Origin of the sequence: Alistipes putredinis DSM 17216, assembly GCF_000154465.1 — a bacterium.
Taxonomy (GTDB): domain Bacteria; phylum Bacteroidota; class Bacteroidia; order Bacteroidales; family Rikenellaceae; genus Alistipes; species Alistipes putredinis.
In genome coordinates this window covers 146,955-173,920 of sequence record NZ_DS499581.1, presented here as the reverse complement: position 1 = coordinate 173,920, position 26,966 = coordinate 146,955, and the positions used below count along the sequence as shown (strand labels likewise).

Genomic DNA, 26,966 nt, shown 5'->3' with positions numbered 1-26,966 from the left:
GTCGTGGTAACCGAAAAGTATATAACTGCTATAAAAACTGAATCCGGACGGTTGTGAACGATTCGTGCCGCAGTGAACTTGGAGAGCGGCCGTGCCGGACGGAAAGAACGAAGCAAAAAATTCAACGATGAACCTGACGATCGACATGGGTAACACGCGGGTCAAGTACGCTGTATTTGACGGCGGTACCGTCGTTTCCGACGGATGTTCGGAAGAGTTCGACGAAGCGGTGATAGATCGGATTCTTGCTGCTCATCCCGGTATTACGCAGGCTATTGTTGCGACTACGCGCGGTCCGGTCGATGACACCGTCGCGCTGGTGCGTCGCCGCATCGGGCGCTGTCTGCGGCTCTCACCGCAACTTCCTCTTCCCATTCGTAACGGTTACACTACGCCCGAAACTCTGGGTGAGGACCGTCTTGCGGCTGCCGTCGGCGCTGCGTCGCTCTACCCGGGCCGCAATCTGTTGATCGTGGATTTCGGGACGGCCATTACCATCGATCAGGTTTCTGCCGACGGGGTTTTCCGGGGCGGTAATATTTCTCCCGGCGTACAGATGCGCTTCCGGGCCTTGCACGATTATACGGCGGCGCTTCCCCTGTGTGAATCCTGTGAGGACCAGACGCTTTTGGGGCGTTCGACCGTCGAGGCGATCCGGCAGGGCGTGATGAACGGCATTGCCTTCGAAATCGAGGGGTATATCGCCCGGCTGTTTCCGGAAATCGATGCGTTGTCGATAATTTTTACCGGCGGGGATGCAAAATTCTTTGTTAAACGAATTAAAAATACGATATTTGCACATTGTGATTTGGTCTTTCTGGGGCTGAACCGAATTTTAGAGTATAATGCAAGTGAAGAAAGCCGCCGTTAAACTGTGCCTCGCGCTGGCCGTCATTGTACCGTGCATGGCATGGGGACAAACCAGCAGTATCAACGCTTTTTCACCGTATTCGATGTACGGTCTGGGTGAACTGCGGACCCCGGGAACGCTTCAGACACGTTCGATGGGCGGTGTCGGCGTCGGTATGCGTAATGCGGCTGCTGTCAATTTGCTCAATCCGGCGGCTTACAGTGCCGTGCGCCCCAAGTCGTTCCTTTTCGATTTCGGTCTTGAAGGGCAGTGCTTTTACAATTCCCAGAAATATTACGGGCAGACGCTCAATACAAGTTATTATACGGTCAATTTCCACGACATTGCGTTTCAGTTGCCGATTGCCAAGCATTTGGGGTTGGGCTTCAGCCTGACGCCTTACAGCAGCGTCGGTTACCGGATGAAACAGGAGGTGGACGACGATGAAATCTGGGGTAATATCGGCCGCGTGCAGTACCAGTGGGACGGCGACGGCGACGTGACGGAGGTGAAGCTCGGTCTGGGCTGGGAGATCTTCCGCGGATTCTCGATCGGAATAGCTGCCCAGTACTATTGGGGCGACATTCAGCGGATTTATAAAACCGCTATTTTGGAGAATATAACCGGAGGAGGTCTTATCGCAGACGCGACGGGAACCGAAACCTACAGCGTTTCCCGTTTTAAGGGACAGTTCGGCGTACAGTGGTCCCCGATCAGCAACCGTCGGCGTATTCTGACGATCGGTGCGACCTACGATATCGGCGGCGACTTGAATCCGAATGTGACGACGAAGGTGCAGACCGGCGATATTTTCAATACGGTCGCTATGGATATGGGAAATCGTCTGGGGCTCAAGCTGCCCCAGCAGGTTGCCGTAGGTATTTATTACAACACGCCTAAAATAGCTGTGGGGGCGGATTACGTCTATCAGGACTGGCGAAGCGGCAATTCTCGGTTGGTCGAGAAATCCGCAGCCGGTTTCGATGTGGCTTACCGGAACACGAATACGGTTAAACTCGGGGTCGAATACACCCCCAATAAAGCGGATGTACGCAGCGCATTGAAACGCTGGTCCTACCGGGCCGGAGTTCGTTATGGTACCTATAACCAGACTTTCGGCGGAGTGGATGTCAATGAATACGCCGTGACGCTGGGCGTCGGTATTCCCCTGACGGTGTTGGGCGGCATATTGGGTGCGTCGTCGGTCGATCTGGGTGTCGAAGTCGGCGGACGCGGCAGTTTCAAGGCGATCAACGAACAGGTGAGTCTGGTTAAACAGACCTATTGCAAATTTTCGCTGGGTGTGACATTGTTCGGTGATTATTGGTTCGTTCGTCCGAAATACGATTAAACCACACATAAAAAATAAATTATAAAGAAGAATATGAATCGCATGAAAATTTTGCTGTCGGCAGTATTGGTGTTCGCTGCGACAGCTTCGATCGCCCAGGATTTCAGTGACCCTCGGTACGCTCCGTGGGGAGATACGCCCGAACAGCGTAAGCAAAACATTCTGACGAGCAACCTGCTGAAGGAAGCTGTCGATACCCGCGATTACGACGCAGCCGCTGTTTATTTCCGTACGCTTGCACAGGAGGCTCCTTCGGCTTTCGAAGCGACCTTTATTCGGGGGGCACAGGTTTATTCGAACAAGGTGCAACGCGCACAAGACCTGAATGAGAAAAAAGCTCTGCTCGATTCGCTGATGATGATTTACGACCTGCGTGTACAGTATTTTCCTTCCAGTCCCAATTACGGTACGGCTTATGTCCTTGACCGTAAAGCTCGTGAATACCTGACTTTCAATCCTTCCGACCGGGAAGGCGTGCGCAAGTTGTATAAGGAGGCGATCGAAGCCGGTTTGCAGAGCGGTTATGCTGCGCTGCCGGATGTCGCATTGGTATATTTCAGCAATTTGTGCGATGATTATAAGATGGGCGAGGTCTATCCGGATGCCGTTTTGGATGAGTACGCTCGTCTGGCCCCGATTTTCGAGAGTGATGCTCCTGGAGTAAAGGAGGCGAAAACACAGTTCGATACTTGTTTTGCGGGTAGCGGTGCTGCCGATTGCGAGAACCTGGAGAAGATGTTCCGTCCGCGTATCGAAGCGGCTCCGGAGGATATGGAGTTGCTCAAGCAGACGGTTTCGCTGATGTCCCGTTCGCAGTGCAGTTCCGAATTTTTCCTTCAGATCGCCGAAAAATATTATGCGATGGAACCTTCTGCCCAGACGGCCATGATGCTGGCTCAAGGATTTCAAGAGCGGGGCGACTTCGCCAAATCGACTACTTACCTGCGTGAGGCGATTGCTGCCGAACAAGACGCCGTTCAGAAAGAATTGCTTCTGGTGCGTTTGAGTATGACCGAACTGGCAGCCAAGAATCCTACGGCGGCTGCAGTTGCGGCTAATGAGGCCAAGGCGCTGAATCCCAATAACGGTATGGCTTATTTCGCCCTGGCGCAGGCTTATGCGGCTTCGGCTGCATCTTGCTCCGGACTGGAGGGTCAGGCTATTTTCTGGGTCGCTTACGATACGATGACGCAGGCAGCCAACCTGCTTGCCAACGACGCCGATGCCGGCAATTTCGCTCAGACGGCGCGTGATGCGGCAGCAAACTACCGTCGCGGATTCCCGACTGCCGAGGAATGCTTCTTCAACGAATTGATGGAGGGTGCACGTTATACGATTACCTGCGGTCCGGCCCGCGGTATCGTGACGACCGTACGCCCCCGGTAGCGACATAGTTTGTACGAACGATGCTCCGAAGCATTCAACGATATGCACAGGTAGCACTTCTCATCGCGGGAAGTGCTATCTTGCTATATTCGTGCGACAAGGAGTCGGTGGCCGAAGAGCCTAACGATGAGGCTTTGATGACCGAGTACAGCGAGCATTTGACGATGACCAATACGGAGAACGGCCGGAAATCCTATGTTTTTACGGCTCCTTTGGTGGAAGGTTACTCTTTGGCAAAAGAGCCTTATCAGGAATTTCGCAAGGGCGTGGATATCGTGACATATCAGAAGGACAGTACCGGAGCGGTCGATGCTACGCTAACGGCTAACTATGCGATTCATTACGGGAATCGGAAATTATGGGAAGCCAAAGGAAATGTCGTAGTGAAAAAATCCAACGGACAGGAGCTCTACACCCAGCAGTTGTTCTGGAACGAGAAAACGCGCCGGATCTGGTCTAACGTCGATTCCAAGATCGTGGAAGAGAGCGGAAATTCCTACATCGTCGAAGGATTCGAGTCGGACGATCAGTTGAAAGACTGGAAATTTCGCCGAATCAAAGGGCGTATGTGGGTCAATATCGAGCCGACACGGGACGCGGATTCTACGTCGGTGAAACCCGTTGCGGACAATGTTTCCGCTGCGAAGGAGGCAGTTTCCGAACAGCCTGTCAAACCGGCCCGGCCGATACGGGGGAACGACCGGAAAATTCAACTGACTCCCGTAGAAAGTAACGATCGTTCCTTATGATAACTTCGGTGTTTATAATTCTGCTGATGTTGTTGCTTTCGGCTTTTTTTTCGGGGATGGAGATCGCTTTTACGAGCAAGAACCGCCTGAAACTGGAGATCGACCGGAAGCAGAGTCGGCTGTTCAATTTCATCGCCGACATTTTTGCCCGTCACCCCGGGCAGTACATCACGACGATCCTGGTCGGGAATAATATCGCCCTGGTTATCTATTCGCTCTATATGTCGCTGTTGTTGCGCTCGCTCGCGGCGGCAGTGGGTTGGACGGAGATCGCTCGCGGCGGGTCCGTCGTTCTGGAAACGGCGGTTTCGACAATCATCATCATCTTCGTCGCCGAATTTCTCCCGAAATCCGTTTTCCGGAACAGCCCGAATTTTTATTACCGCCTGTTTGCTCCTGCGATCTATTTCTTTTATCTGCTGCTTTTTCCGATCGCCAAGCTGACGACCTGGATTTCCCAGGGGATTTTGTGGCTGATGGGGCGTAAGCCGAAGGTTGCGATGATGGAGCCCATTTTCGACCGGACCGATCTGGCCAGCTTGTTCGAATCGGGGAAGCCGGAGGCGCAGCATGAACCGGATAATGAGATCAAACTCTTTCAGAATGCCCTGGATTTTGCCGATTTGCGCGTGAGGGATTGCATGGTTCCCCGTATCGATATGGAGGCGGTCGATATCGATGATACCTCGATCAAAGCGCTTACGGCGCGTTTTGTCGAGAGTAAGTATTCCCGTATTTTCGTCTGGAAAGAGAGTGTCGATAATATCGTCGGCTATGTCAATTCGAAGTCGCTGTTCCGGCATCCGACGTCGATCGATGAGGTGCTGATGGAGGTGCAATACGTCCCGGAGACGATGCCGTTGCAAGCACTCATGCAGCGGCTCATCCGTCATAAGAGCAATATTGCGGTCGTGATCGACGAGTTCGGCGGTACGGCCGGTATTATCTCTTTGGAGGATGTTCTGGAGCAGATTTTCGGCGAAATCGAAGACGAGCACGATGTGCCCGACCTTACGGAGAAACAGGTCGGCGATTCGGAATTTGTCCTTTCGTGCCGATTGGAAGTGGAATATCTCAATGAAAAATACGGGCTTGCCATACCCGAGAGTGACGAGTACGAAACGCTGGCCGGGTATATCATTTTCCGGTATGAAGGGCTGCCGGCGGCCGGAGAAACCGTGCGTTTCGAGCATCTTGAGATCAAGATTCTGCGCAGGACCCGTTCCCGGTTGGAGTTGGCGCGCGTGAAACGGTTGTAGTTTACGGGATATTTTCGACCGGTGAGGGGCAAGTGCGTTTTTTCGATATGCCGGATGCGGAAAATGACGAAAGAATTTGGTCGTTTATCATGGTTTTCAGAATATATTTATTATCTTTGAACACTCATTTTGAAACAATAAATTAAAATAGTTTATATGGCAAGTTTAAACACGTTACGGACCAGATTCGGTGTGGTTTTGTCGATTATCATCGCGTTTGCACTGCTGGCATTCATTCTCTCGCTTAAAACGGATATGGGACTTTCGGGTAACGACCCCAAGGTCGGTGTGATCGACGGTTCGAAGATCAGATATTCGGAATATATTGAGGTATACAACAACCTGAAAGACCAGAGCAACATCTCCGAAAGTAATGAAGAGCAGATGGATCAGTTGGCTGAAATGGCTTGGCAGACTCTGATTGCCAACCACGTGTACTTGCCCGGTTTCGAGAAGATGGGAATCTCGGTGACCGATGCCGAGCGTGAGGGACTTATCAGCGGCGAGTATTATTCCGGGACGATGGCTGCGGCTTTCACCGACCCCCGTACAGGACAGTACAGTGTGGAGGGTGTGAGTGATTTTATCGCCCAGGCAACCGGAAATCCCCAGATGCAATATATGTGGGGGGCTTTGGTCGGACAGGCTATGCGGGAGCGCGAAATCAATAAGTATAACGGCTTGGTCAAAGGCGGTGTATATGTCAATCGGCTGGAAGCGGAAGAAGGCGTCGATGCGCAGAATAAGACTTTCAGCGGTTCTTGGGTCGGCAAGCGTTATCACGATATGCCTGATTCTCTGTTCTCGGTTTCCGATTCCGAAATCAAGGCTTATTACAATAGCCATAAGGCCCGTTATGAGCAGAAACCTTCGCGCACGCTCTCTTATGTGGTGTTCGAAGTGGCTCCGAGTGCAGAGGATATGGCGACTTTGGAGAAGACCGTTCGGGAAGTCGGCGATGAATTTGCCGCGTCGGACGATCCGAAAGCATTTGCCAAGAATAACCGTTTCGGTAAAATTACAGACAATTATCGGTCGGTTGCCCAGCTTCTGGACGATGAGGCCGAAGCGCTGGCCAACGGCAAGCAGTATGGTCCCGTCCTGAAGAACGATACCTGGACGATGACCCGTGTCGTTGAAACTTTGAACGCTCCGGATTCCGTGGGCGTCCGCCATATTGTACTCACCTACGACCAACGCGACCTGGCCGACAGTCTGATGACGGCTTTGCGGCAAGGTGCGGATTTCGCACAGGCGGCTCGTACCCATTCGCTCTATATGCAGGATGCCGGAAATGGAGGCGATGCGGGCGTGATGCCTTTCTCTGCATTCCCGGACGAGCTTTCGGGACTTCTTTCGACGGCTAAGCAGGGGGATATTCTCCGTGTCGAAGTGGGTGACGTTATTCAGATTTTACAGGTTTATCGTCTGGACAAACCTTCGAAGCACATGCGCCTTGCGACGATCACTTATCCTGTTGAGGCTTCGTCGGCGACCCGTCGCAATGTGCATAGTCAGGCAAGTCTTTTCTCTGTCGAGGGCAAGGGTTCTGTCGATGCGTTCAACGAGGCAGCGAATAAGGGAAACCTCACTCCTCGTGAAGCGAAACTCACGCAGGGTGACCGTCTGCTGCAGGGACTGGCTGATTCGCGTGAATTGGTGCGCTGGGCATACGATGCCAAGGTGGGCGCGATTTCCGAGATTTTCCCTGTGGGTGATGACTATGTGGTCGCAGTGGTAACTGAGATCGACAATGAGGATTATACGCCGATCGAGAAAGTAGCGAACAATATTCGCCAGACGCTTATAACCGATAAGAAGTTTGAAAAGATCGTCAGCGAAATGAAGGGTTCGACTATCGAAGAGGTCGCCCAAAACCTTGGTACCGAAGTCGTTCCTTTCGAAGATGTCCGTTACGGATCGTTCTTTATCCGTAACATGGGTGTCGAGCCTCGTGTGATCGGAGCGATTACCGCAACGGAGCAGACGAATACGCTGTCCGAGCCGGTCAAGGGAAATGTAGGTGCTTATGTTTTCGTGGTGACGGATATTCAGGAGGCGGAAACTCCGCAGAGTATCGAAGCTGAAAAGGTACGTGCCGAGGCGTCGTCGCAGGGGATGATTCAGCGTCGTCTGTTCGATTTCCTGGAGCAGATGTCGAATGTGGAGGACTTGCGCGGCAAGTATTTTTAACCGTTACCGGTAGATTTTTTCCGGAATAGTTCCGGCCGAAAAAGAGGGATGTAGCTTATACATTCCTCTTTTTTATTGTCGTTATTGCGATGGCATAGGGGGATGACTTCTCTTCTTAAAAGCGATAAGAGCCGGTTTCCTGAATTCTCTTCTGTGAGGTGCTCGGAGTGGTAGTCCGGCCAATCCGCCATTCTCTTTTTCCGCATCTTCGAAATGTCCGTGATTTTATCGTATATTCCGGAAGTCTTTGGGGCTGGGGGAGGAGAACGACGGTCTCGGCAGTCGAGTTTCTTTCCGGATAGGTGTTTGCGGTATGAAATCGGCTGTTTTCGAGAGTCGGGGAGGGAGGATATTCGCTGTCTGTCTAACGGGAAATATGGCCTACAAACATAATTTGTAGGGTTTGTGGAAATGGCACTGTGACAGCATGTATTCGGTCGTTGTTTGAGATCCGCCGCTGTATTTGCGCGGACTCTGGAGGTGAGGCCGGCGATGGAATTATGAAGGTCGATGGCAAAGTTCTTTTTCGGTCGGCCGGTTCGCTTACCCCATTAAAAAGCCCCGCATCTTTTGATGCGGGGCTTTGATAATAACAGAGGAGTGATCCGGATTATTTCTGCTCGTCGAGCAGGATCTCCATGATCTTGATCGCTGCGGTCGCAATCGGGGTACCGGGGCCGAAGATGGCGGCGGCACCGTCACGATACAGCTCATCGTAATCCTGTGCCGGGATCACACCGCCGACGATGACGATGATATCCTCGCGGCCCAGTTTCTTGAGTTCGGCGATGATCTGCGGAACGAGCGTCAGGTGGCCGGCGGCCAGCGACGATACGCCCACTACGTGAACATCGTTCTCGACAGCCTGTTTGGCTGCCTCCTCGGGAGTCTGGAACAACGGACCCATATCGACATCGAAGCCGATGTCGGCGTAACCGGTCGCAACGACTTTGGCGCCACGATCGTGTCCGTCCTGACCGAGTTTGGCGATCATGATGCGCGGCTGGCGGCCCTCCTTCTTCGCGAATTTGGCAACCAGTTCCTTCGCGTGTTCGAATGCGGGATCTGATTTCACTTCTGAACTATATACACCTGAAATGGAACGAATAACTGCTTTGTAACGTCCTACGACCACCTCGCAGGCATCCGAAATCTCGCCCAGCGAAGCGCGTACCTTGGCGGCCTCGATAGCGAGTTCCAGCAGGTTGCCCTTGCCGGTCTTGACGCATTCGGTGATGGCCTCGAGCGCCTTCTTCACGGCTGCTTCGTCGCGGTTCGCACGCAACTCCTTCAGACGCTTGATCTGGCTCTCGCGTACGGCCGTGTTGTCCACAGCCAGAATATCGATCGGTGCTTCGTGATCCAGACGGTATTCGTTTACGCCGATGATCTTCTCGATGCCCGAGTCGATGCGGGCCTGCTTGCGGGCTGCCGCCTCCTCGATACGCATCTTCGGAATACCGGTTTCGATGGCCTTGGCCATACCGCCCAGTTTCTCGACCTCCTCGATACGCTCCCAAGCCTTGTGGGCGATCTCGTTGGTGAGGGTTTCGATGTAGTAGGAACCTGCCCAGGGATCCACTTCGCGGCAGACGTTGGTTTCCTCCTGGATGTAGATCTGGGTGTTACGGGCGATACGTGCCGAGAAGTCCGTCGGCAAGGCGATCGCCTCGTCCAGTGCGTTGGTGTGCAGCGACTGGGTGTGGCCCAGAGCGGCGCCCATCGCCTCGATAGCCGTACGTGCTACGTTGTTGAACGGATCCTGCTCGGTGAGCGACCAGCCCGAGGTCTGGCTATGCGTACGCAGGGCCAACGATTTCGGGTTCTTGGGGTTGAATTTTTTGACGATCTTCGCCCAGAGCATACGTGCCGCACGCATCTTGGCGATCTCCATGAAGTGGTTCATACCGATCGCCCAGAAGAACGACAGACGGGGTGCGAAAGCATCCACCGACATACCGGCTGCAACGCCCGCACGCAGGTACTCCAGACCGTCGGCCAGCGTGTAGGCCAACTCGATGTCGGCCGTGGCGCCTGCCTCCTGCATATGGTAGCCGGAGATCGAAATCGAGTTGAACTTCGGCATGTTCTTCGAGGTGTATTCGAAGATGTCGGCGATGATCTTCATCGAGAATTTCGGCGGATAAATATAGGTATTGCGCACCATGAACTCCTTGAGGATGTCGTTCTGGATCGTACCCGACAGTTGATCGAGGGTGCATCCCTGCTCCAGACCGGTCACGATGTAGAACGCCAGGATCGGCAGCACGGCGCCGTTCATGGTCATCGACACCGACATCCGATCCAGCGGAATACCGTTGAAGAGCACCTTCATATCTTCTACCGAGCAGATCGACACGCCGGCCTTACCGACGTCGCCCACTACGCGCGGGTGATCGGCGTCGTAGCCGCGGTGTGTCGCCAGGTCGAATGCCACCGACAGACCCTTCTGTCCGGCAGCCAGGTTGCGGCGATAGAATGCGTTGGACTCTTCGGCCGTCGAGAAACCGGCGTATTGGCGGATGGTCCAGGGACGCATCACGTACATCGTCGAGTAGGGGCCGCGGAGGAACGGTGCGATACCTGCCGCATAGTTCAGGTGCTCCATCTCCTCCAGATCCTTTGCCGAGTAGGAGCCCTTGACAGGTATCTGCTCGGCAGTCAGCCACGGTTCGGTTTGGCCGCAGCCTTTCGAAGCGCAGCAGCTCTTCTGCTCGCCTCCGTCATATGTTAAATCTGAAAATTTTGCTCTCATGATTTTTGCTTTTTAGATACCCATTTCTTTGAGGTAGAACTTCAGTGTTTCGAGTACGTTGCTCTTGACGTTGATGAAATTCTTGATGCCCTGGGCTTCCAGTTCGGGCATACATGCCGGAGCGCCCGCAACCACGAGGATCGCCTTGTCGCCGAGCAGCTCTTTCACTTTGGGAGCCGCCTCTGCGTAGTCGTCGTCCGATGCGCAGACTACGACGATCTCGGCTTTCGATTCCAGAGCGGCCTTGACGCCCTCTTCGATCGATTTGAAGAACGTGTTGTCGATTACTTTGATGCCGGCGCATGCGAAGAAGTTGCAGGAGAACTGGGCACGGGCACGGGCCATAGCCAGGCTGCCGCAGGTCAGCATGAACGCCTTGGGCGCCTTGCCGCTGCGGTCCACGTGCAGACGCATGGCTTCGAATGCCATGGAACCACGGTAGGGAGCCAGCGTGTTGCCTTCGCTCACGGGGCGGGTTACGGCGGCTTCGGTCAGCTCCTTGCCGGCGACCTCCGTAAAGTTGGGGTATTGGTTGGCGCCCAGCAGGATTTCGCGGCGCGTTGCGATGTTCTTGTCCTTGGCTGCGGCCGATGCCTTGACGCGCTCTACGATGAAGCCGCTTTCATAGGCTGCGGTGTAGCCGCCCTTCTCCTCGATTTCGCGGAAGAGTTTCCACGCCTCGTTGGCGATCGAGTCGGTGAGGTTTTCGATGTAGTACGAACCGCCGGCCGGATCGACGACCTGATCGAAGTGCGACTCGTGTTTGAGCAGCAGTTCGACGTTGCGGGCGATGCGCATCGAAAATTCGTTGGGATCTTCGTATGCCTTGTTGAAAGGAGTCACCTCGAGCGAGTGTACGCCGGCGATCGATGCCGACATCGCTTCGGTCGTGCCGCGCAGCATATTGACGTAGGGGTCGTATGCCGTCTGGTTCCACGTCGAGGTCACGGCATGCGTGAACATCTTGCAGGGACAGTTCTTCGCGGGGTTATAAGCTTTCACGATGTTGGCCCACAACATACGGCCTGCACGCAATTTGGCGATTTCCATGAAGTAGTTCGAGGTGATGGCCTGCGAGAAACGGATCTTTTTAGCGGCCTCTTCGATCGTGAAGCCCATATCCATCAGGCGTACCAGGTAGTCGTGACCGGCAGCGAGCGAGAAGGCGAGCGCCTCTACGATCGTCGAGCCGGCGTTGCTGAAGATTTCGCCCGATACCGTGATTACGCGGATACCTTTGTAGGTTTTGGTTTTCCGAACCAGGTCGGCGATCTTCTCGAAACATTTGGCACCGTTCTCCGAACAGAAGCTGCCTTTCGAAGTCAGTTTCTTGACCAGCGGGTCGATGCAGAAATTGATGTGCACCTCTTCCGCAGGCAGTTGTTCCTTTTCGATCTTTGCGATCACCAACTCTGCCACATGGGCGGTTTTACTGCCGCTGAAGGTAATTTCGACTGCAGGGATGTGAATATCCTTGAGCAGCGTATTCAGATCTTCTGCGGAGAAGGTCTCCGGAACGATCTGGAATTCGATCGAATCGACGCCCGCATTGAGGATCTTGAGCGCGACGGCGTTCGCCTCCTTGGGACAATTGACGATGACCGTCTGGTGGATCTTCCAGCGGTTGTGGGCACGGGTGCCCCGCACGTAGGGGAAAACCCCGGCTTCGGAGCCGAGGAACTTCAGTCCGGCGAGGTTTTCAGCCCGGTAGTAGGGACGGACGTTGAAACCTTCCGGCGTTTTCCACACCAATTTACGCTCGTAGTCCGCACCTTTGAGGTCGGCCTTGATTACCTCCTCCCACTGCTCGGTCGAAACCGGCGGAAATTCGGTAAACAACTTTTCACGTTTGGTAGTTGCCATAATAAATTAGAGATTAGTATTGAAATATGTTCAATTGCTTTTAAACTGCCCGTAAAGATATAAAATAATTGCCGGATTGTAAGCAAGAAATGCGGAAAATAGCCGGTTTGTACCAACGAAGGCTCTTTTCGGCGGAGGTTTTGGAAATGCCCGGATCATGAATGGGGCGATTTTTCGAAAAAATGCTATTTTCCGGAAAATAATGTCTGAAATCGACCGGTATGACGAATTTTTAGGCTGTTTTTTCGGGAAAAGTTGTTTTTTTATTGGTTTTTTCGAAAAATATTCGATTTTTTTCTGGAAGATGCGGTTTTTTGTGCGTTTTTGTCGTGTCGGATATTTATCTTTGTGCGCAGAAAGGATGCCGTCCGTCACCCGGGCGGAAGTGTACGGGTTTTACGGTATTCCGAGTTCATAATTCGAAGTGATCCCATGTCATTGCTCCGATTCAAAATGGTGGAGGCGGCCATCGATCACAAAGCCGTCGAAGTGAAGGCTCCCGAGGGAAGTCCTTCCGAGTATTTCGGTACGAAGGTATTCGGCCGCGAGGCCATGCGCCGGTATCTCAACAAGACGGTTTATGCCCAACTGCTCGATACGATGCAGCGGGGGACGCCGCTGACGCTCGAAGTCGCCGACGGCGTGGCTGCCGGAATGCGCCAGTGGGCGCTCGACCACGGCGCCGACCACTATACGCATTGGTTTCAGCCTCTCACGGGCGGTACGGCCGAGAAGCACGACGCCTTTGCCGAGCCGGACGGCTGCGGGGGTGTACTCGACGAATTTTCCGGAAGGTGCTTGTCCAGCAGGAGCCCGATGCGTCGTCGTTTCCGAACGGCGGTATCCGTAATACGTTCGAGGCACGGGGTTATTCGGCGTGGGACCCTACCTCGCCGGCCTTCATCGTGGGCGGTACGCTCTGCATCCCGACCGTCTTCATCGCCTATACGGGCGAGGCGCTCGATTATAAAGTGCCTCTGCTACGGTCGATTTCGGCCGTGAACAAGGCTGCGACCGAGGTGTGCCGCTATTTCGACAAGGAGGTGAACCGGGTGATTCAGTATCTGGGCTGGGAGCAGGAATATTTCTTGGTGGACGAAAGTCTTTGGGCCGTACGTCCCGACCTGATGCTGACGGGCCGTACGCTCATGGGGCATGAATCGGCCAAGAACCAGCAGTTGGAAGATCACTATTTCGGGGCGATCCCCACGCGGGTCATCGCTTTCATGGCCGATCTCGAATACGAATGCCTGAAGCTGGGCATTCCGGTCAAGACCCGTCACAACGAGGTGGCTCCCAATCAGTTCGAACTGGCTCCCGTGTACGAGGAGTGCAACCTGGCCAACGACCACAACCAGCTGTTGATGACCATCATGGACAAGATCGCCCGCCGTCATAATTTCCGGGTGTTGCTGCATGAAAAACCTTTCAAGGGAATCAACGGTTCGGGCAAACACAACAACTGGTCGCTGGGAACCGATACGGGCGTCAATCTGCTCAGTCCGGGTAAAACCGCATCGGAGAATTTGCAGTTCATTACCTTCCTGGTGAATGTGATTTCGGCCGGGCACAAGCATAACGGCCTGCTGAAGGCGGCTATCATGAGCGCCACCAACTCCCACCGCCTGGGGGCCAACGAAGCGCCTCCGGCGATTATTTCGACCTTCCTCGGTACGCAGGTTTCGGCCGTGCTGGATAAACTCGAGGCCAGCCGCAGCGATTCGGCGATCCGCTTCAATGCCAAGAACGTCTTCAAGATGAGCGGCATTTCGCATATTCCGGCTTTGTTGCGGGACAATACCGACCGCAACCGCACTTCGGCTTTCGCGTTTACCGGCAACCGTTTCGAGTTGCGTGCCGTCGGTTCTTCGGACAATTGCGCCGAGGCGATGATCGTGCTCAATACCGCAGTGGCGGACGAGTTTACGGCGTTCCGCGAGCGCGTGGATGCGCGTATCGAGGCCGGAGTCAGGAAGGAAAAGGCGATTTACGAGGAGCTCAAGAGTATGATCCGCTCTTCGCGGGCGATCCGTTTCGACGGCAACGGCTATTCGGAGGAGTGGCGGGCCGAAGCGGCACGCCGGGGGCTCGATTGCGAAACCTGTGCGCCGCGTGTATTCGACCGCTACCTCGATCCTTCGTCGGTCGAGATGTTCGCCCGCATGGGTGTACTCTCGAAGGTGGAGCTCGAAGCCCGAACCGAAGTGAAGTGGGAAACCTATACCAAAAAGATTCAGATCGAAGGTCGCGTGTTGGGCGACCTGACGATGAACCACATCGTGCCGATCGCTTCGCGTTACGAAGCTCTGCTGCTGGATAAGGTCTATAAGATTTCGCAAATCGGACAGGGGCTCGACGCTTCGGCCGATGTCGAACTCATCAAACGTATTCAGCAGCATACGGCTCTGATCCAGCAACTGACCCACGATATGATCGAAGCCCGCAAGGTGGCCAACAAGATCGAGGATCAGCGGGAGAAGGCGCTCGCGTACCACGATACGGTGGCGGTCTATTTCGACCAGATCCGCAAACACGTGGATCGCCTGGAGGAGATCGTGGACGACCAGATGTGGCCGCTGCCCAAGTACCGGGAGCTGCTGTTCCTGCGGTAGTTGCTTCGGCTTGCCGCTTCTGCGGGCGGAAACGATAATCGGGATAATCCGGCGGATTTGCCGGATTATTTTTTAACTTTGTATGCCTCGAAAACTTCGGGGCAGAATCAATGTAGGGATTTATGTATCGCAACCTGAGTGAATTTATCGCCCGCCTGGAGCGGGAAGGCGAATTGCAGCGCGTGAGCGTGCCGGTGGATCCGGTGTATGAGATCGCCGAGATTACCGACCGCATGTCCAAGCAGCCGGACGGCGGCAAGGCGCTGTTGTTCGAGCAGACGGGGACGCCGTTTCCCGTGCTGACCAATATGATGGGTTCCGATCGTCGGATGGCGATGGCGCTCGGCGTGGAGTCGCTCGACGAACTGACGCGACGGCTCGATGATTTGTTGCAGCAGGCCGTCACGCCGAAAAATTCGCTCCTGGATAAACTGCGGATGTTGCCTTTGCTGGCCGAGATGTCGCGCTGGCTGCCGCGTACCTCGTCGTCGCGGGGCGAATGTCAGCAGGTCGTGCTGCAGGGGGAGGAGGCGTCGCTCGATGCGCTGCCGGTGCTCAAGTGCTGGCCGTGCGACGGCGGACGCTTCGTGACGCTGCCGCTGGTGCATACCCTCGATCCCGAAACGGGAATCCGCAACGTGGGCATGTACCGGCTGCAACTGTTCGACGCCCGCACGACGGGCATGCACTGGCACCTGCACAAGACCGGAGCCCGTCATTACGAAGGTTACAGGCGTGCCGGGCGGCGGATGCCCGTGTCGGTAGCGTTGGGCGGCGATCCGGCTTATACGTATGCTGCGACGGCTCCGATGCCGGACAACATGGACGAATACCTGCTGGCGGGGTTCCTGCGCCGGCGCCCGGTGAAACTGGTGAAATGTATCACCAACGATATTTATGTGCCGGCCGACTGCGATTTCGTGATCGAAGGGTATGTCGATCCGTCGGAGCCGAAGACGGTGGAAGGGCCTTTCGGCGACCATACGGGTTTTTACTCGCTGACCGATGAATATCCCCGCTTCCATGTGACGGCCGTCACGCGGCGGCGCGATGCCGTTTATCCTGCGACGCTGGTGGGCATTCCTCCGCAGGAGGACGCCTATATCGCCAAGGCCACCGAGAAAATTTTCCTGGCTCCGATCCGGCTGGCCGTACAGCCTGAAGTGAAGGAGCTGACGATGCCTGTTTTCGGTACGGCGCACAATTTGGCCGTAGTGTCGATCGACAGACGCTACCGGGGACAAGCCCATAAAGTAGCGCAGGGACTCTGGGGGGCCGGGCAGATGATGTTCAATAAATACCTCGTCATTACGGGCGAGGATTGCGACGTGCATGATCCGGACCGGTTGGCCGCCTTGTTGCGCCGGGCCGAGTTCCCGCGCGATTTGATTGTAAGCGAGGGAGTTTACGACGTACTCGACCATGCGACTGTGACATCCGGGTTCGGCGGTAAACTGGCGTTCGACCTGACGGAGATCGATCCGTCCGCTCCGGCGGAGGCCGTTCGGGTGCCGGAGCGGTTCGAGCTGACACCCGGTCTGGTCGAGGTCGCGGACGGACTTGCCGGGAAGTGGGGAGCCTTGCTGCTCTTTGCCGATGATGCGGTGGAACAGAAGCCGGATCTGGCCGCTTTCCTTGCCCGAAATCCGTGCCGAGGGATTCGCTATGCCGTTCTTTTCGACGGACACGCCCGGACGATGCGCCCGGACGAGCTGCTGTGGCTCGCCGCAGCCAATACCGATCCCCGGCGGGATGTGGAGTGCCGCGACGGTGTGCTGTGCGTGGATGCCCGGAGCAAGCGGCCCGGAATTGCGGGCAACCCTTCGCGTTTTCCCAATGTGGTGACTTCGCTGCCCGAGGTCGTTCGGAAGGTGGACGAACGTTGGGCGGAGTATGGTTTGGGTGAGCGGCTCGAGTCGCCTTCCGACCGTTACCGGGCGTTGTTGTTGTCCGACAAAGCTGCGTGGTAGAGGATGGTCGGACTTTTCCAGACGCGTGAGCGCCGGGCGCTCGTGGTGTTTCTCCTGCTGGCGGGAGTGTTCGTTGCCGGGCTGCTCCTGGCCGAACGGCGGAAGAGCGCGGTATCCGCCGACCGGGTGGAGGCAGAGATGGAAGCGACGGTTGCGGCGGACTCCGTGAGGCTGTTCGAGTTCGATCCCAATACGGTGGAGTATGCCGATCTGCGGCGGCTGGGACTCTCGTCCCGCATGGCGGTCAGCCTGCTGAAGTACCGCGCAGCGGGCAAAGTGTTTCGGATCCCCGAGGATGTGGCTACCTGCTACGGCATGACCGATTCGGTCTATTTTATTCTGGAACCCTATATTCGGATCGGACGCGAGTATGCGCTGACACCTTCTCCGCGTCGGGAATATCGGGAGTATGTCCCGCAGGAGCCGAGGAGGATCGTGCCCCGCGAACGATTCAGGATCGATACGGTGTCCGCATCCTATCTCGCGTCGCTCGGTTTTTCCGTCCGTCAGGCCGAGGCCATTGTCCGTTATCGGGATCTTTACGAAGGTCTTCGGGACGAAGCGGGTTTTCGGGCTTGCTATATGATCGCTGATTCGGTGGCCGATCTTTTGCTCCCCTATGTAATTTTTCCGAAACCGGAGCCCGTTCGCTCCGGATTGATCGAGCTCAACGGGGCCGATTCGGCGACCTTACGCTCGGTAGTCGGGATCGGTGAGAAGAGCGTCATGGCCATTATTCGATACAGGGAGCGGCTCGGCGGATTTTACAGCGTGGATCAGTTGGCCGAGGTTCCGCAGGTCACGGAGTCCAATTTCGAGCGGATCGTGAAACAAATTTACTGCGATAGTTTCAAAATTCGAAAAATTGATATTAACTTTGCACCTCCGAGTACGCTCAAGGGGCATCCTTATTTGCCGCCCGCCGTATTTAGGAAGTTATTTAGTAAAAGACAATTGAAAGGAGGTTGGAGTACCGTCGAAGAGTTGGTTGAAGAGCACATATTAACCCCGCGTGAGGCCGAGCGATTGGCCCCGTATCTTCGGTTTACGGTACGAGAAGCCTCGAAAGACATACCGAACGGGGAGTCGGCGTCGTCCGGATGGAGTCCCGCCCCGATACAAGACACGATCCATTAGAAATTAGAGTAAAAAACAATAAAAAAAGCAACGAATTATGATTATCATGCCGGTAAAAGAGGGCGAGAACATCGAGAAGGCCCTCAAGAAATTCAAACGTAAATACGAGCGTACGGGTGTTCTGAAGGAGCTTCGTCGTCGCCAGTATTTCACCAAACCTTCGGTTGCGAAGCGTATCGCCATGCAGCATGCCATTTACGTAGAGAAGCTGCACCGCGACGAGGAATAGGAAGATTTTTCCATATCTTAATCCTGATAATAGACAAGAATTTTTTATCTTGTCTATTATTTTTTTGTTGTTTTACAGCGGGTTGCTCTCTGTTTTTCCTGCAAAACTAAATTTTTTAGTTTGAAAACTATAAAAAATAGTTGTATGTGAAATTTTTTTAGTTATCTTTGTTTCAGAAGATTTTTGTGCAGGAGCCGGCAATGCGGAGCTGTGCTGCCGTTTGTGCAGGTCCTGTTTCGTTCGACTTTAACCGACATCGACTATGGAAAAGCTGACACCCAGAGAAGAGGAGCTGATGCGTTGTTTCTGGACGCGGGGCCCGTTATTCGTGCGCGAACTGGTTGCGCTCTGGCCCGAACCGAAACCTCATTTCAATACGTTATCGACGATGGTGCGTGGCCTCGAGGCGAAAGGGTACGTCGGACACAAGGCCTATGGCGGCACCTACCAGTATTATCCGCTCGTCAGCGAGGAGGAGTTCAGCCGCAAGACGCTGAAGGGCGTGGTGAGCAAGTATTTCGACAATTCCTACCTCGGGGTGGTTTCGTCGCTCGTACGGGAAGAGAAAATCTCCGTGGACGATCTGCGCGACCTGATCCGGCAAATTGAAAGTCAAACCGAAAAACGATAGTCCTATGCCGACCTTTCTGCTTTACAGTCTGAAGGCTGCGGGATGCCTGGCGGTCTTCTACCTGTTTTACAAGTTGTTGTTGAGCCGCGATACGCTGCATCGGATGAACAGGGTGTTGTTGTGCGGAGTGTTGCTGCTGTCGTTTTTGCTGCCTTTGTGTGTAATTACCGTCGAGAAGGAGTTGCCCGGGGTATCCGCCGCCGGGATCGACGTGATTCCGGAAAATTATTTCCGGCGGGACATGGTATTCGAAAACCGAATCCCCGACGATACCCGGGACCTGATGATAATAGAGGAGCCGGAGCCTGCTCCCGAACCGTTCGACTGGGGCGTTTTGCTCGGAATCATCTATTTTGCAGGGATGTTTGCGACGTTGGGATGGACCGTATGCAACATCGTGCGGGTTGTGCGAATGACGCGCCGCGGCCAGCGCATACCGCTTGGAAACGGGAGCGTTTTGGTGTTGTCGGACCGGATTCGAGCTCCGTTCAGTTGGATGAGATACGTGGTGATGTCCGAGGAGGATTATGCCTGCGGCGGAGGGACGATCCTCGTGCATGAACAGGCGCATCAGCGGTTGGGCCATTCGTGGGACCTGCTGCTGGTCGATTTGCTGGGGTGTTTGCAGTGGTTCAACCCCGCGATGTGGCTGTTGCGTGTGGAACTGCGTGCTGTGCACGAGTACGAGGCCGACGAGCAGGTGCTCCGCTGCGGGGTCGATGCGAAAGATTATCAGATGCTGTTGATAAAAAAGGCCGTTGGCGGGAGGTGGTACTCAATTGCCAACAGCCTTAATCATAGTAACCTTAAAAACCGAATTACCATGATGTTGCGTAAAAGATCATCGAGGTGGGCCAGGGCCAAGGCGCTCTATGTCCTGCCGCTTGCGTGCCTGGCGCTCGGCGCTTTCGCACAGACCTCCTATGTTCTTCCGGAGGACAAAACTACGAAAAATTCCGGAAACGGTGAAATGCCTCTTCCTGCTGGTGCGGACGGCCTCACAGTCGGTACACCGGAAGGGGGAATGCCACCGGTCGAAGGCTCCATGGCCGAATTGCTCGCTAATCTCGAGCGTACCGCTCTCGAAAAGCAAACGGCAGAATCGGGGGCGCACACCTTTACCGGACGCGTATTTGGCCGGGACGATAAGCCTTGGGCCGGTTATGAGTTTATTTGCAGCGGCGGCCGGCGGGTTGTGACCGATGCGGAGGGCCGCTTTACGATCGTTACGGAGAAGCCGATCGTTTGTTACCTTGTCGGAGGGGAGACGGATCAGAAAGTAAAATCAGTCGGTAGCCGCTTCGGAATTCCGATGGGGACGGACATTGCCTTGGAATTTCATTTGAAAGAGTCGCTTGCTCTGACCCACCTGCCCGTATCCGATGAACCGGTAGTGTATGCGGTTTATGGCGATCCGGCAGATTTTCGCTTCGATCCGGAACATCCGCCTCTGATAATGGACGGGGGCGAGGAATTGTCGGCTGAAACGCTGGATACCTATTTGGGGTTGCCGGAACAGAAGATGATTGGTGCTTGGATGGTCAAAGGGCCGGAGGCACTGAAGGGATACGGTACGCGGGCGGCGAACGGAGTGTTGTCGATTAGGGTTCAGACCTATCCTTATACGGAGTCTTGGAGTCCGGCCGATCCGTCCTTGTGGGATCCGGAGGATTTGGAGCTTTATCTGGTGTGGGAAGGGGATGAGTTGCCCGAACAGTTTGTCGCCCGCCGCGATGCGTACATGAAAGAGGAGTTTGCCAAGTTGCTGACTGCTGATGCCGGGAAACTCGAACGACTCGGGTATAAATCGGTCGATGGTGCGGAAGAGTGGGTGACTGTCGAGGTGAGCGATGGGGCTGCCCTCATTCCTTTTTGGATTGATCTGTCGGACGAGGGCTTGTATCTGCTTGACGGTGAGGAGATTGATTACAGACAGTTGGGCGCGATATCCCCGTCGAGTATCGCCACGGCTACCCAAATGACCTCCGGCGAGGCACGCAGACGCTACGGCGATCGGGGTCGTTACGGTGCGATCGTCTATACGAGTCGTCCGGAGTCGGAACGTGTGACAATCGAAGAGAAACAGAAGCCTTCCGATTTGTATCACTATATTACGGGCGATTTTGAACCGACGGGTGTGCCCGATACTTACCGGGTGCGGCGGATCGAGTTTAGCCATTCGATGCCGTTCGAATTCCGGCCATTGGTACTGTGGAATGGCAAGGTGTCGAATATCTATCTTTTTACTACTCCCGGTATCGTTCACGAGATAGAAACCGTTCGGATCGTAACCGAGCCGGACGAAGCGACGGTCGCCAGATACGGCGTATCGGCCCGGAACGGGGTGATCGAGGTCGTTTCCAAAACGGCTTCGCGTGAGGATGATTTCGAGGTGACCGTTTATGATAAATACAACAATCCGATGCGTTATCTGAAGGGTAGTTTCCGATCGGTGGATGGTAAAAATACCTATAAGGTGAGCGGATTGAAATTGCGGAACGTGCAGGGAGTACGTCCCGGAATGTTGCCGTTGGTAGCTGTGGACGGGCGTGTGGGGTCCATCACCGATCTGGAGAAGATTCCTGCCCGCAAGATCGAAACCATACAGATTTTTTCCTGGGAGGATGTATTCCGTGACCCGGCATTAGTCGAGCGTTACGGGGATGCCGCCCGTGTCGGAGCGATTCTTGTGACGACTCGTGATGCTGCGAAACAGGCCGAAAAAGAGGCCCGGAAGTCCGGTGCAGGTGAATCTGTCGTCGCATCCGTACCGGAGGGACCGTCGTTCGGTACGGTTCAGACCGGTAATACTCCGGTGGACGGGCAGGGCAAGGTGCGGATTTCCGAAGTTGCTGCACCGAACGATTCGTTCGTGGTTTCCGGTCACGATTTGAGTTCGATGCTCTTCCTGCTCGATGGCAGAAGGGTCGCAGCTGCCGAGGTAAAGGCTTTGAATGAAGCGGAAATCGAATCGATGTCGGTCTTGAAGGACGAATGGGCTGTCGGACGTTACGGCGAGGCGGCGGCGGATGGCGTGGTTTATGTGACGACGACTGAAGGTGCCCGGCAGTTCGACCGTCTGGAGTGTAGTTTCGAGCGTGGAAACTCTTTCCAGGAAGGTCCCGGTCTTTATCGGATCAAGGATACGGGAAACGGATTTACGATCCGTCCGCTCAATGGAGCCCGACCGCTTGTGTTGATCAACGGCCGGCAGGTCGATGATGACTATTTGAAGTCGATCGATGCGGGGAAGGTTCTGTGGGTTCGGATTCTGCAACCCGGGTTCGAATTGCTGGACCGTTATGGCGAGCGGGCGCGGGACGGTGTGATCGAGTTTACGACGAATGAATCCGGAGAACGTACGACTTTGGCGGTTTATTCGTCGAATGCGTCGGGCAAAACGCCTAATAAGATGACAGTTGTCAGGGAGCCTTCCGGCGCCTCCTCGGGGCGCACTTCTGTGTCAAAGTCGATTTCCGTGTCTAAATCGATTGCCACGTCGGCGCAGCCTTTGGAGGAAACCGTTACGTTGACCTATACGACCGGAGCGGATTCGGATTCGGTTTCAGTTGTTGATAACGGTCGTTCTCTGAAGCAGGTCGGTTTAATAGTATTGGATGGCGAGGAAATTTCTGCCGATCGCCTTTCGCAACTGGATCCCTCCCGAATCGACGCGATGACGGTATTGAAAGGAGAGCAGGGGGTCGAACGTTATGGCGAGAAGGGAGCGGAAGGGGTGATCGAGATCACGACGAAAAAAAATCGGAGCGGCGTGGCCGGCGAATGAATATAGAGAAGTTCCAATTCATAAGTGTTATTGTTCCGTCAGGGAAGCATCCTGCAGCCGCACTTAGTTGCGGGATGTTTTTTATAAAAATAGGAGCGTCCTGACGGGGACGCTCCTATTTTTATCTCCGGTCGTGGCGAACGGATTCTTTTCATACCATACGAAAAGAACATTCGTTCGGAGGGTGAATCCTTTAGTGAATCCGTCCTTCTTTGGCCTCGATGCACTCGGTTGCGTGAGGCACTTTCATCAGCCGCTCCTTGGGGATCAGCTTGCCGGTGGTTTTGCAGATGCCGTATGTCTTGTTCTCGATGCGTACGAGTGCCATTTCGAGGTTGCGGATGAATTTCATTTGATGGGCTGCCAAGCGGCCGCTCTCCTCTTTGGAGAGCGTAGTGGCTCCCTCCTCCAGCACCTTGAACGTCGGCGAGGTATCCTCCGTATCGTTCGATGCGGTGTGGGTTATCGTGGCGCGCAGGAGTTCGTAATCCGCACGTGCTGTTTCCAGTTTTTTGAGAATGAGCTGTTTGAACTCTTCCAATTCGGCGTCACTGTATCGGGTTTTTTCTGCTTCTGCCATAGTTTCAATATTTTATTTGTAATAATGTTATACTAAATTAAACAATATTCCCGTTACTTCCAAATTTTTTGCCGGAAACGTGCAGGTTCTCCTTTTTTGGTCAAATTTTGGTCACCGCGATACGGACCGGTTGCTCATCTACCTCCGACTCCACGACGAATTCGCCGCTGGGAGAAGGCACTCCTTCGATTTCGACAGCCAGCGTCTGCGAGGCGATGTAGTCGGCGAAGGATTTGAGCGCGGGAAGGACGAACTCCTGCTGTTCGATCTCCACACGGATTTTGTCCGTCACCTCGAAGCCCGAATCCTTGCGGATGTTCTGGATACGGTTGATCAACTCGCGGGCGATACCTTCGGCACGCAGGTCGTCGGTGATCGTGATATCGAGGGCTACGGTCAGCTTGCCCTCCGTAGCTACGAGCCAGCCCGGCATATCTTCCGAGGTGATTTCGAAATCGGCAGGGGTGACGGTGATTTTTTCGCCGTCCACGTCCAGCAGGGTTTCCGCCGATGCTTCGATCGCGGCTATCTGATCCTGTGAGAACCCGGCTACGAGAGCTGCGATCTGCTTCATCTGTTTGCCGTATTTGGGACCGAGGGTCTTGAAGTTGGGCTTGATGCGCTTGGTGATGAGTCCCGTCGTATTTTCGATCAGTTCTATTTCCTTGACATTCACTTCGCTCATAATGAGCCCCTTGACGGCTTCGATGCGGCGTGCGGTGTCGGCGTCGAGGACCGGAATGAGTATCTTCGTGAGCGGCTGGCGGACTTTGATGTTCACCTTGCGGCGCAGGGCCAGTACCATCGACGAAACCTGTTGGGCCATAGACATCATCTGCTCCAATTCACCGTCGATGAGCGAGGAGTCGCAGACGGGGAAGGTCGAAAGATGTACCGACTCGTCCGTGTGGCGACCGCTTACGGCGTTCAGATCGCGGAAGATACGGTCGGAGATGAACGGCGCGAACGGTGCGGAGAGCATCGAAACGGTTTCCAGACAGGTGTAGAGCGTCTGGTAGGCTGCCAGTTTGTCGCGTGTCAGACCGCCGCCCCAGAACCGCTTGCGGTTGAGGCGCACGTACCAGTTCGACAGGTTTTCGCATACGAATTCCTGGATCATACGGGCCGCCGGCGTCGGATCGTAATTCTCGAGCGATTCGGTGACGTTCCGGACCAGCGTATTGAGCAGGGAGATGATCCAGCGGTCGATCTCCGGGCGTTCGCTCATCGGAACTTCCGGCTCCTGTCCCGTAAAACCGTCCACATTGGCGTAGAGGGCGAAGAACGAGTAGGTATTGTAGAGCGTGCCGAAGAACTTGCGGCGCACTTCGTCCACGCCGTCCCGGTCGAACTTGAGGTTGTCCCAGGGCTGCGAGTTGGAGATCATGTACCAACGCGTCGCGTCGGCGCCGTAGGTCGAAAGTATTTCGAAGGGATCCACGGCATTACCTAGGCGCTTGGACATTTTGTTGCCGTTCTTGTCGAGCACCAGGCCGTTCGAAATGATGTTCTTGAAGGCCACCGAGTCGAAGAGCATCGTGGCGATGGCATGCAGCGTGAAGAACCATCCGCGCGTCTGATCGACGCCTTCGGCGATGAAATCGGCCGGATAGACGCTCTTGAAGTAGTCGCCGCCGTGCTCGAAGGGGTAGTGTAGCTGGGCATAAGGCATGGCGCCCGAGTCGAACCACACGTCGATCAGATCCGGTTCGCGCCGCATCGGTTCGCCTTTGGACGAAACCAGCACGATATTGTCCACGTAAGGACGGTGCAGGTCGATCCGGTCGGTCGAGTAGTTCTCTTTGGAGAGGTCGCCCGGCTTGAAGTTCTTGTAGGGATTCTCCTTCATCAGACTTGCCGCGACGGATTTTTCGATTTCGGCGACGAGCTCTTCGACCGAGCCGATGCACTTCATTTCCGAGTAATCCTCCGTAGCCCAGATCGGCAGCGGCGTGCCCCAGAAGCGCGAGCGCGAGAGGTTCCAGTCCACCAGACCTTCGAGCCACTTGCCGAAGCGTCCCGTTCCGGTCGATTCCGGCTTCCAGCGGATCGTCTTGTTGAGTTCGATCATCCGGTCGCGCAGCGCCGTAGTTCGGATGAACCAGGAGTCGAGCGGGTAGTAGAGCACCGGTTTGTCCGTACGCCAGCAGTGGGGGTAGGAGTGGGTGTGCTTTTCGATCTTGAAAACCTTGTTCTCGGCCTTGAGCATCACTGAGAGATCGACGTCGAGCGTCGGCGCGTCGGCGGCGAGCGAATCGTCGTAGGCGTTTTTCACGTAACGGCCCGCCCATTGGGAATAGGCCGCTGTATCGACGTTGTCGCGTATGAAGGTCGGGTCGAGCTCTTCGAGCAGGAAGAACCGTCCCTTGCGATCGACCATCGGCTGATTCTTGCCCGCCTTATCGACCATAAACAGCGGGGCGATGCCTGCGGCGCGGGCCACGCGGTCGTCGTCCGCACCGAACGTCGGGGCGATATGCACGATACCCGTACCGTCGGAGGTGGTCACGTAGTCGCCCAGGATGACGCGGAACGCATCGCCCGCAGGCTTCACCCAGGGGATGAGCTGTTCGTAGCGGATGCCTTCGAAGTCCGGACCCTTGTAGGTGACCGGAGAGATTTCGAACTTGCCCTCCATCTTGGGGGTAAAATACGACCCCAGCAGTTCTTTGGCCAGGATGACAGTCTGGGGGGCATCCGTATAGGGATTGCGGCATTTGACGCGCACGTATTCGATTTCGGGGCCTACGGCCAGCGCGGTATTCGACGGCAGTGTCCAGGGCGTGGTGGTCCAAGCCAGGAAGTAGAGATCGCCTTCGGCTCCGTCGAAGAGTTTTTCGCTCCGCTCGTCGCGGATGATTTTGAACTGCGCCGTGCAGGTGGTATCCTTCACGTCGCGGTAGCAGCCCGGCTGGTTCAGCTCGTGGGTCGAAAGTCCCGTGCCGGCGGCCGGCGAGTAGGGCTGGATGGTGTAACCTTTGTAGAGTAGCCCCTTGTCGAAGAGCTGTTTCAGAAGCCACCAGAGGGTTTCGATGTATTTGTTGTCGTAAGTGATGTAGGGGTCGTCCATATTGACCCAATAACCCATTTTGCGCGTGAGTTCTTCCCACAGGCCCGTGTACTCCATCACCGCCTCGCGGCAGGCGCGGTTGTACTCCTCTATGGAGATTGTGCGCCCGATGTCCTCCTTGGTGATGCCGAGTTTCTTTTCGACGCCTAACTCTACAGGCAGTCCGTGCGTGTCCCATCCGGCCTTGCGGTGAACGAGGTAACCTTGCTGCGTCTTGTAACGGCAGAAGATATCCTTGATCGTGCGGGCCATGACGTGATGGATGCCCGGCGTGCCGTTGGCTGAGGGAGGTCCTTCGTAAAAGACGAAGGTGGGATGACCCTCGCGGGTGGAGATGCTTTTGTGGAACGTGTCCTGTGCGTCCCACTCTTTCAGTACGTCGGCGGCCAACCCCGGCAGATCGAGGCCTTTATATTCTTTGAACTTCATATCCTGTTGTTTTCAATCGTCGTTTTCATGGGCTGGCAGAATCCGATCCGGCCCGATTCCGCCGGACAGCCCCGAATGCGGAGCTGTTACCTGTCTTTGTCGTATTCGGCAGCGC

The 26,966-nt window shown here is 55.1% G+C and carries 15 protein-coding genes and 1 pseudogene; 12 read left to right on the top strand and 4 right to left on the bottom strand.

Features of this window, described 5'->3' with window-relative positions; translation table 11 throughout:
- Nucleotides 1-127 precede the first annotated feature (127 nt).
- The 6 genes from ALIPUT_RS11725 (at nucleotide 128) to ALIPUT_RS11700 (ending at nucleotide 7,788) form a co-directional block, all read left to right on the top strand.
- Nucleotides 128-871: a type III pantothenate kinase gene (locus ALIPUT_RS11725; RefSeq protein ID WP_004330227.1), complete on the top strand. Its 744-nt coding sequence runs from the start codon at nucleotides 128-130 to the stop codon at nucleotides 869-871.
- Entirely contained in the window at nucleotides 846-2,201 is a 1,356-nt protein-coding gene (gene bamG, locus ALIPUT_RS11720; RefSeq protein ID WP_004330226.1) for a BamG family beta-barrel-assembly machinery protein, read from the top strand. Before ALIPUT_RS11725 ends, bamG begins: the two co-directional genes overlap by 26 nt.
- Before the next feature lie 42 nt (nucleotides 2,202-2,243).
- The gene (locus ALIPUT_RS11715; protein ID WP_050751554.1) at nucleotides 2,244-3,587 is read left to right on the top strand and encodes a hypothetical protein; all 1,344 of its coding nucleotides are present in this window, start codon (nucleotides 2,244-2,246) and stop codon (nucleotides 3,585-3,587) included.
- A gap of 20 nt (nucleotides 3,588-3,607) precedes the next feature.
- Complete coding sequence (gene lptC, locus ALIPUT_RS11710; RefSeq protein ID WP_004330224.1) at nucleotides 3,608-4,336, top strand: LPS export ABC transporter periplasmic protein LptC; 729 nt, start codon at nucleotides 3,608-3,610, stop codon at nucleotides 4,334-4,336.
- On the top strand, nucleotides 4,333-5,595 hold the full coding sequence (locus ALIPUT_RS11705) for a hemolysin family protein (RefSeq protein WP_004330223.1): 1,263 nt from the start codon (nucleotides 4,333-4,335) through the stop codon (nucleotides 5,593-5,595). Before lptC ends, ALIPUT_RS11705 begins: the two co-directional genes overlap by 4 nt.
- A gap of 156 nt (nucleotides 5,596-5,751) precedes the next feature.
- Nucleotides 5,752-7,788 (top strand): peptidylprolyl isomerase, encoded by a 2,037-nt coding sequence (locus tag ALIPUT_RS11700; protein ID WP_004330221.1) that lies wholly within the window; start codon nucleotides 5,752-5,754, stop codon nucleotides 7,786-7,788.
- A gap of 610 nt (nucleotides 7,789-8,398) precedes the next feature.
- Here the strand turns inward: ALIPUT_RS11700 and scpA are convergent.
- On the bottom strand, nucleotides 8,399-10,543 hold the full coding sequence (scpA, locus tag ALIPUT_RS11695; protein WP_004330220.1) for a methylmalonyl-CoA mutase: 2,145 nt from the start codon (nucleotides 10,541-10,543) through the stop codon (nucleotides 8,399-8,401).
- Between the two features lie 12 nt (nucleotides 10,544-10,555).
- Nucleotides 10,556-12,406: a methylmalonyl-CoA mutase family protein gene (locus ALIPUT_RS11690; protein WP_004330219.1), complete on the bottom strand. Its 1,851-nt coding sequence runs from the start codon at nucleotides 12,404-12,406 to the stop codon at nucleotides 10,556-10,558.
- A gap of 432 nt (nucleotides 12,407-12,838) precedes the next feature.
- On the opposite strand from ALIPUT_RS11690, the pseudogene ALIPUT_RS11680 reads away from it, so the two are divergent.
- The 6 genes and pseudogenes from ALIPUT_RS11680 (at nucleotide 12,839) to ALIPUT_RS12210 (ending at nucleotide 22,772) form a co-directional block, all read left to right on the top strand.
- Nucleotides 12,839-15,018 (top strand): annotated as a pseudogene (locus tag ALIPUT_RS11680) (glutamine synthetase III family protein).
- Nucleotides 15,019-15,140: 122 nt separating this feature from the next.
- Nucleotides 15,141-16,988, top strand: a complete 1,848-nt coding sequence (locus ALIPUT_RS11675) for a menaquinone biosynthesis decarboxylase (RefSeq protein WP_004330214.1) — start codon at nucleotides 15,141-15,143, stop codon at nucleotides 16,986-16,988.
- Nucleotides 16,989-16,991: 3 nt separating this feature from the next.
- A complete protein-coding gene (locus ALIPUT_RS11670; RefSeq protein WP_004330213.1) occupies nucleotides 16,992-18,125 on the top strand; it encodes a helix-hairpin-helix domain-containing protein in 1,134 nt (377 codons plus the stop codon).
- A 37-nt stretch (nucleotides 18,126-18,162) separates the two neighbouring features.
- A complete protein-coding gene (gene rpsU, locus ALIPUT_RS11665) occupies nucleotides 18,163-18,354 on the top strand; it encodes a 30S ribosomal protein S21 (protein ID WP_004330212.1) in 192 nt (63 codons plus the stop codon).
- A gap of 262 nt (nucleotides 18,355-18,616) precedes the next feature.
- Nucleotides 18,617-18,985, top strand: coding sequence for a BlaI/MecI/CopY family transcriptional regulator (locus ALIPUT_RS11660; protein ID WP_004330210.1), 369 nt, complete (start codon nucleotides 18,617-18,619; stop codon nucleotides 18,983-18,985).
- A 4-nt stretch (nucleotides 18,986-18,989) separates the two neighbouring features.
- Nucleotides 18,990-22,772 carry a M56 family metallopeptidase gene (locus ALIPUT_RS12210; RefSeq protein WP_004330209.1) on the top strand — a complete coding sequence of 1,261 codons (3,783 nt, stop codon included), beginning with the start codon at nucleotides 18,990-18,992 and terminating at the stop codon, nucleotides 22,770-22,772.
- A 193-nt stretch (nucleotides 22,773-22,965) separates the two neighbouring features.
- Here the strand turns inward: ALIPUT_RS12210 and ALIPUT_RS11650 are convergent, their stop codons facing one another.
- Both ALIPUT_RS11650 and ileS read right to left on the bottom strand, forming a co-directional pair.
- Complete coding sequence (locus ALIPUT_RS11650; RefSeq protein WP_004330208.1) at nucleotides 22,966-23,352, bottom strand: TraR/DksA family transcriptional regulator; 387 nt, start codon at nucleotides 23,350-23,352, stop codon at nucleotides 22,966-22,968.
- Nucleotides 23,353-23,452: 100 nt separating this feature from the next.
- A complete protein-coding gene (gene ileS / locus ALIPUT_RS11645; protein ID WP_004330207.1) occupies nucleotides 23,453-26,851 on the bottom strand; it encodes an isoleucine--tRNA ligase in 3,399 nt (1,132 codons plus the stop codon).
- Between the last annotated feature and the right edge of the window lie 115 nt (nucleotides 26,852-26,966).

Bases quoted from the DNA above. Each gene is read 5' to 3' on its own strand.
- lptC (WP_004330224.1), top strand. From the start codon at position 3,608: ATGCTCCGAAGCATTCAACGATATGCACAGGTAGCACTTCTCATCGCG.
- bamG (WP_004330226.1), top strand. From the start codon at position 846: ATGCAAGTGAAGAAAGCCGCCGTTAAACTGTGCCTCGCGCTGGCCGTC.
- ALIPUT_RS11725 (WP_004330227.1), top strand. From the start codon at position 128: ATGAACCTGACGATCGACATGGGTAACACGCGGGTCAAGTACGCTGTA.
- rpsU (WP_004330212.1), top strand. From the start codon at position 18,163: ATGATTATCATGCCGGTAAAAGAGGGCGAGAACATCGAGAAGGCCCTC.
- ALIPUT_RS11670 (WP_004330213.1), top strand. From the start codon at position 16,992: ATGGTCGGACTTTTCCAGACGCGTGAGCGCCGGGCGCTCGTGGTGTTT.
- ileS (WP_004330207.1), bottom strand. From the start codon at position 26,851: ATGAAGTTCAAAGAATATAAAGGCCTCGATCTGCCGGGGTTGGCCGCC.
- ALIPUT_RS11690 (WP_004330219.1), bottom strand. From the start codon at position 12,406: ATGGCAACTACCAAACGTGAAAAGTTGTTTACCGAATTTCCGCCGGTT.
- ALIPUT_RS11705 (WP_004330223.1), top strand. From the start codon at position 4,333: ATGATAACTTCGGTGTTTATAATTCTGCTGATGTTGTTGCTTTCGGCT.
- ALIPUT_RS12210 (WP_004330209.1), top strand. From the start codon at position 18,990: ATGCCGACCTTTCTGCTTTACAGTCTGAAGGCTGCGGGATGCCTGGCG.
- scpA (WP_004330220.1), bottom strand. From the start codon at position 10,543: ATGAGAGCAAAATTTTCAGATTTAACATATGACGGAGGCGAGCAGAAG.
- ALIPUT_RS11650 (WP_004330208.1), bottom strand. From the start codon at position 23,352: ATGGCAGAAGCAGAAAAAACCCGATACAGTGACGCCGAATTGGAAGAG.
- ALIPUT_RS11700 (WP_004330221.1), top strand. From the start codon at position 5,752: ATGGCAAGTTTAAACACGTTACGGACCAGATTCGGTGTGGTTTTGTCG.
- ALIPUT_RS11660 (WP_004330210.1), top strand. From the start codon at position 18,617: ATGGAAAAGCTGACACCCAGAGAAGAGGAGCTGATGCGTTGTTTCTGG.
- ALIPUT_RS11715 (WP_050751554.1), top strand. From the start codon at position 2,244: ATGAAAATTTTGCTGTCGGCAGTATTGGTGTTCGCTGCGACAGCTTCG.
- ALIPUT_RS11675 (WP_004330214.1), top strand. From the start codon at position 15,141: ATGTATCGCAACCTGAGTGAATTTATCGCCCGCCTGGAGCGGGAAGGC.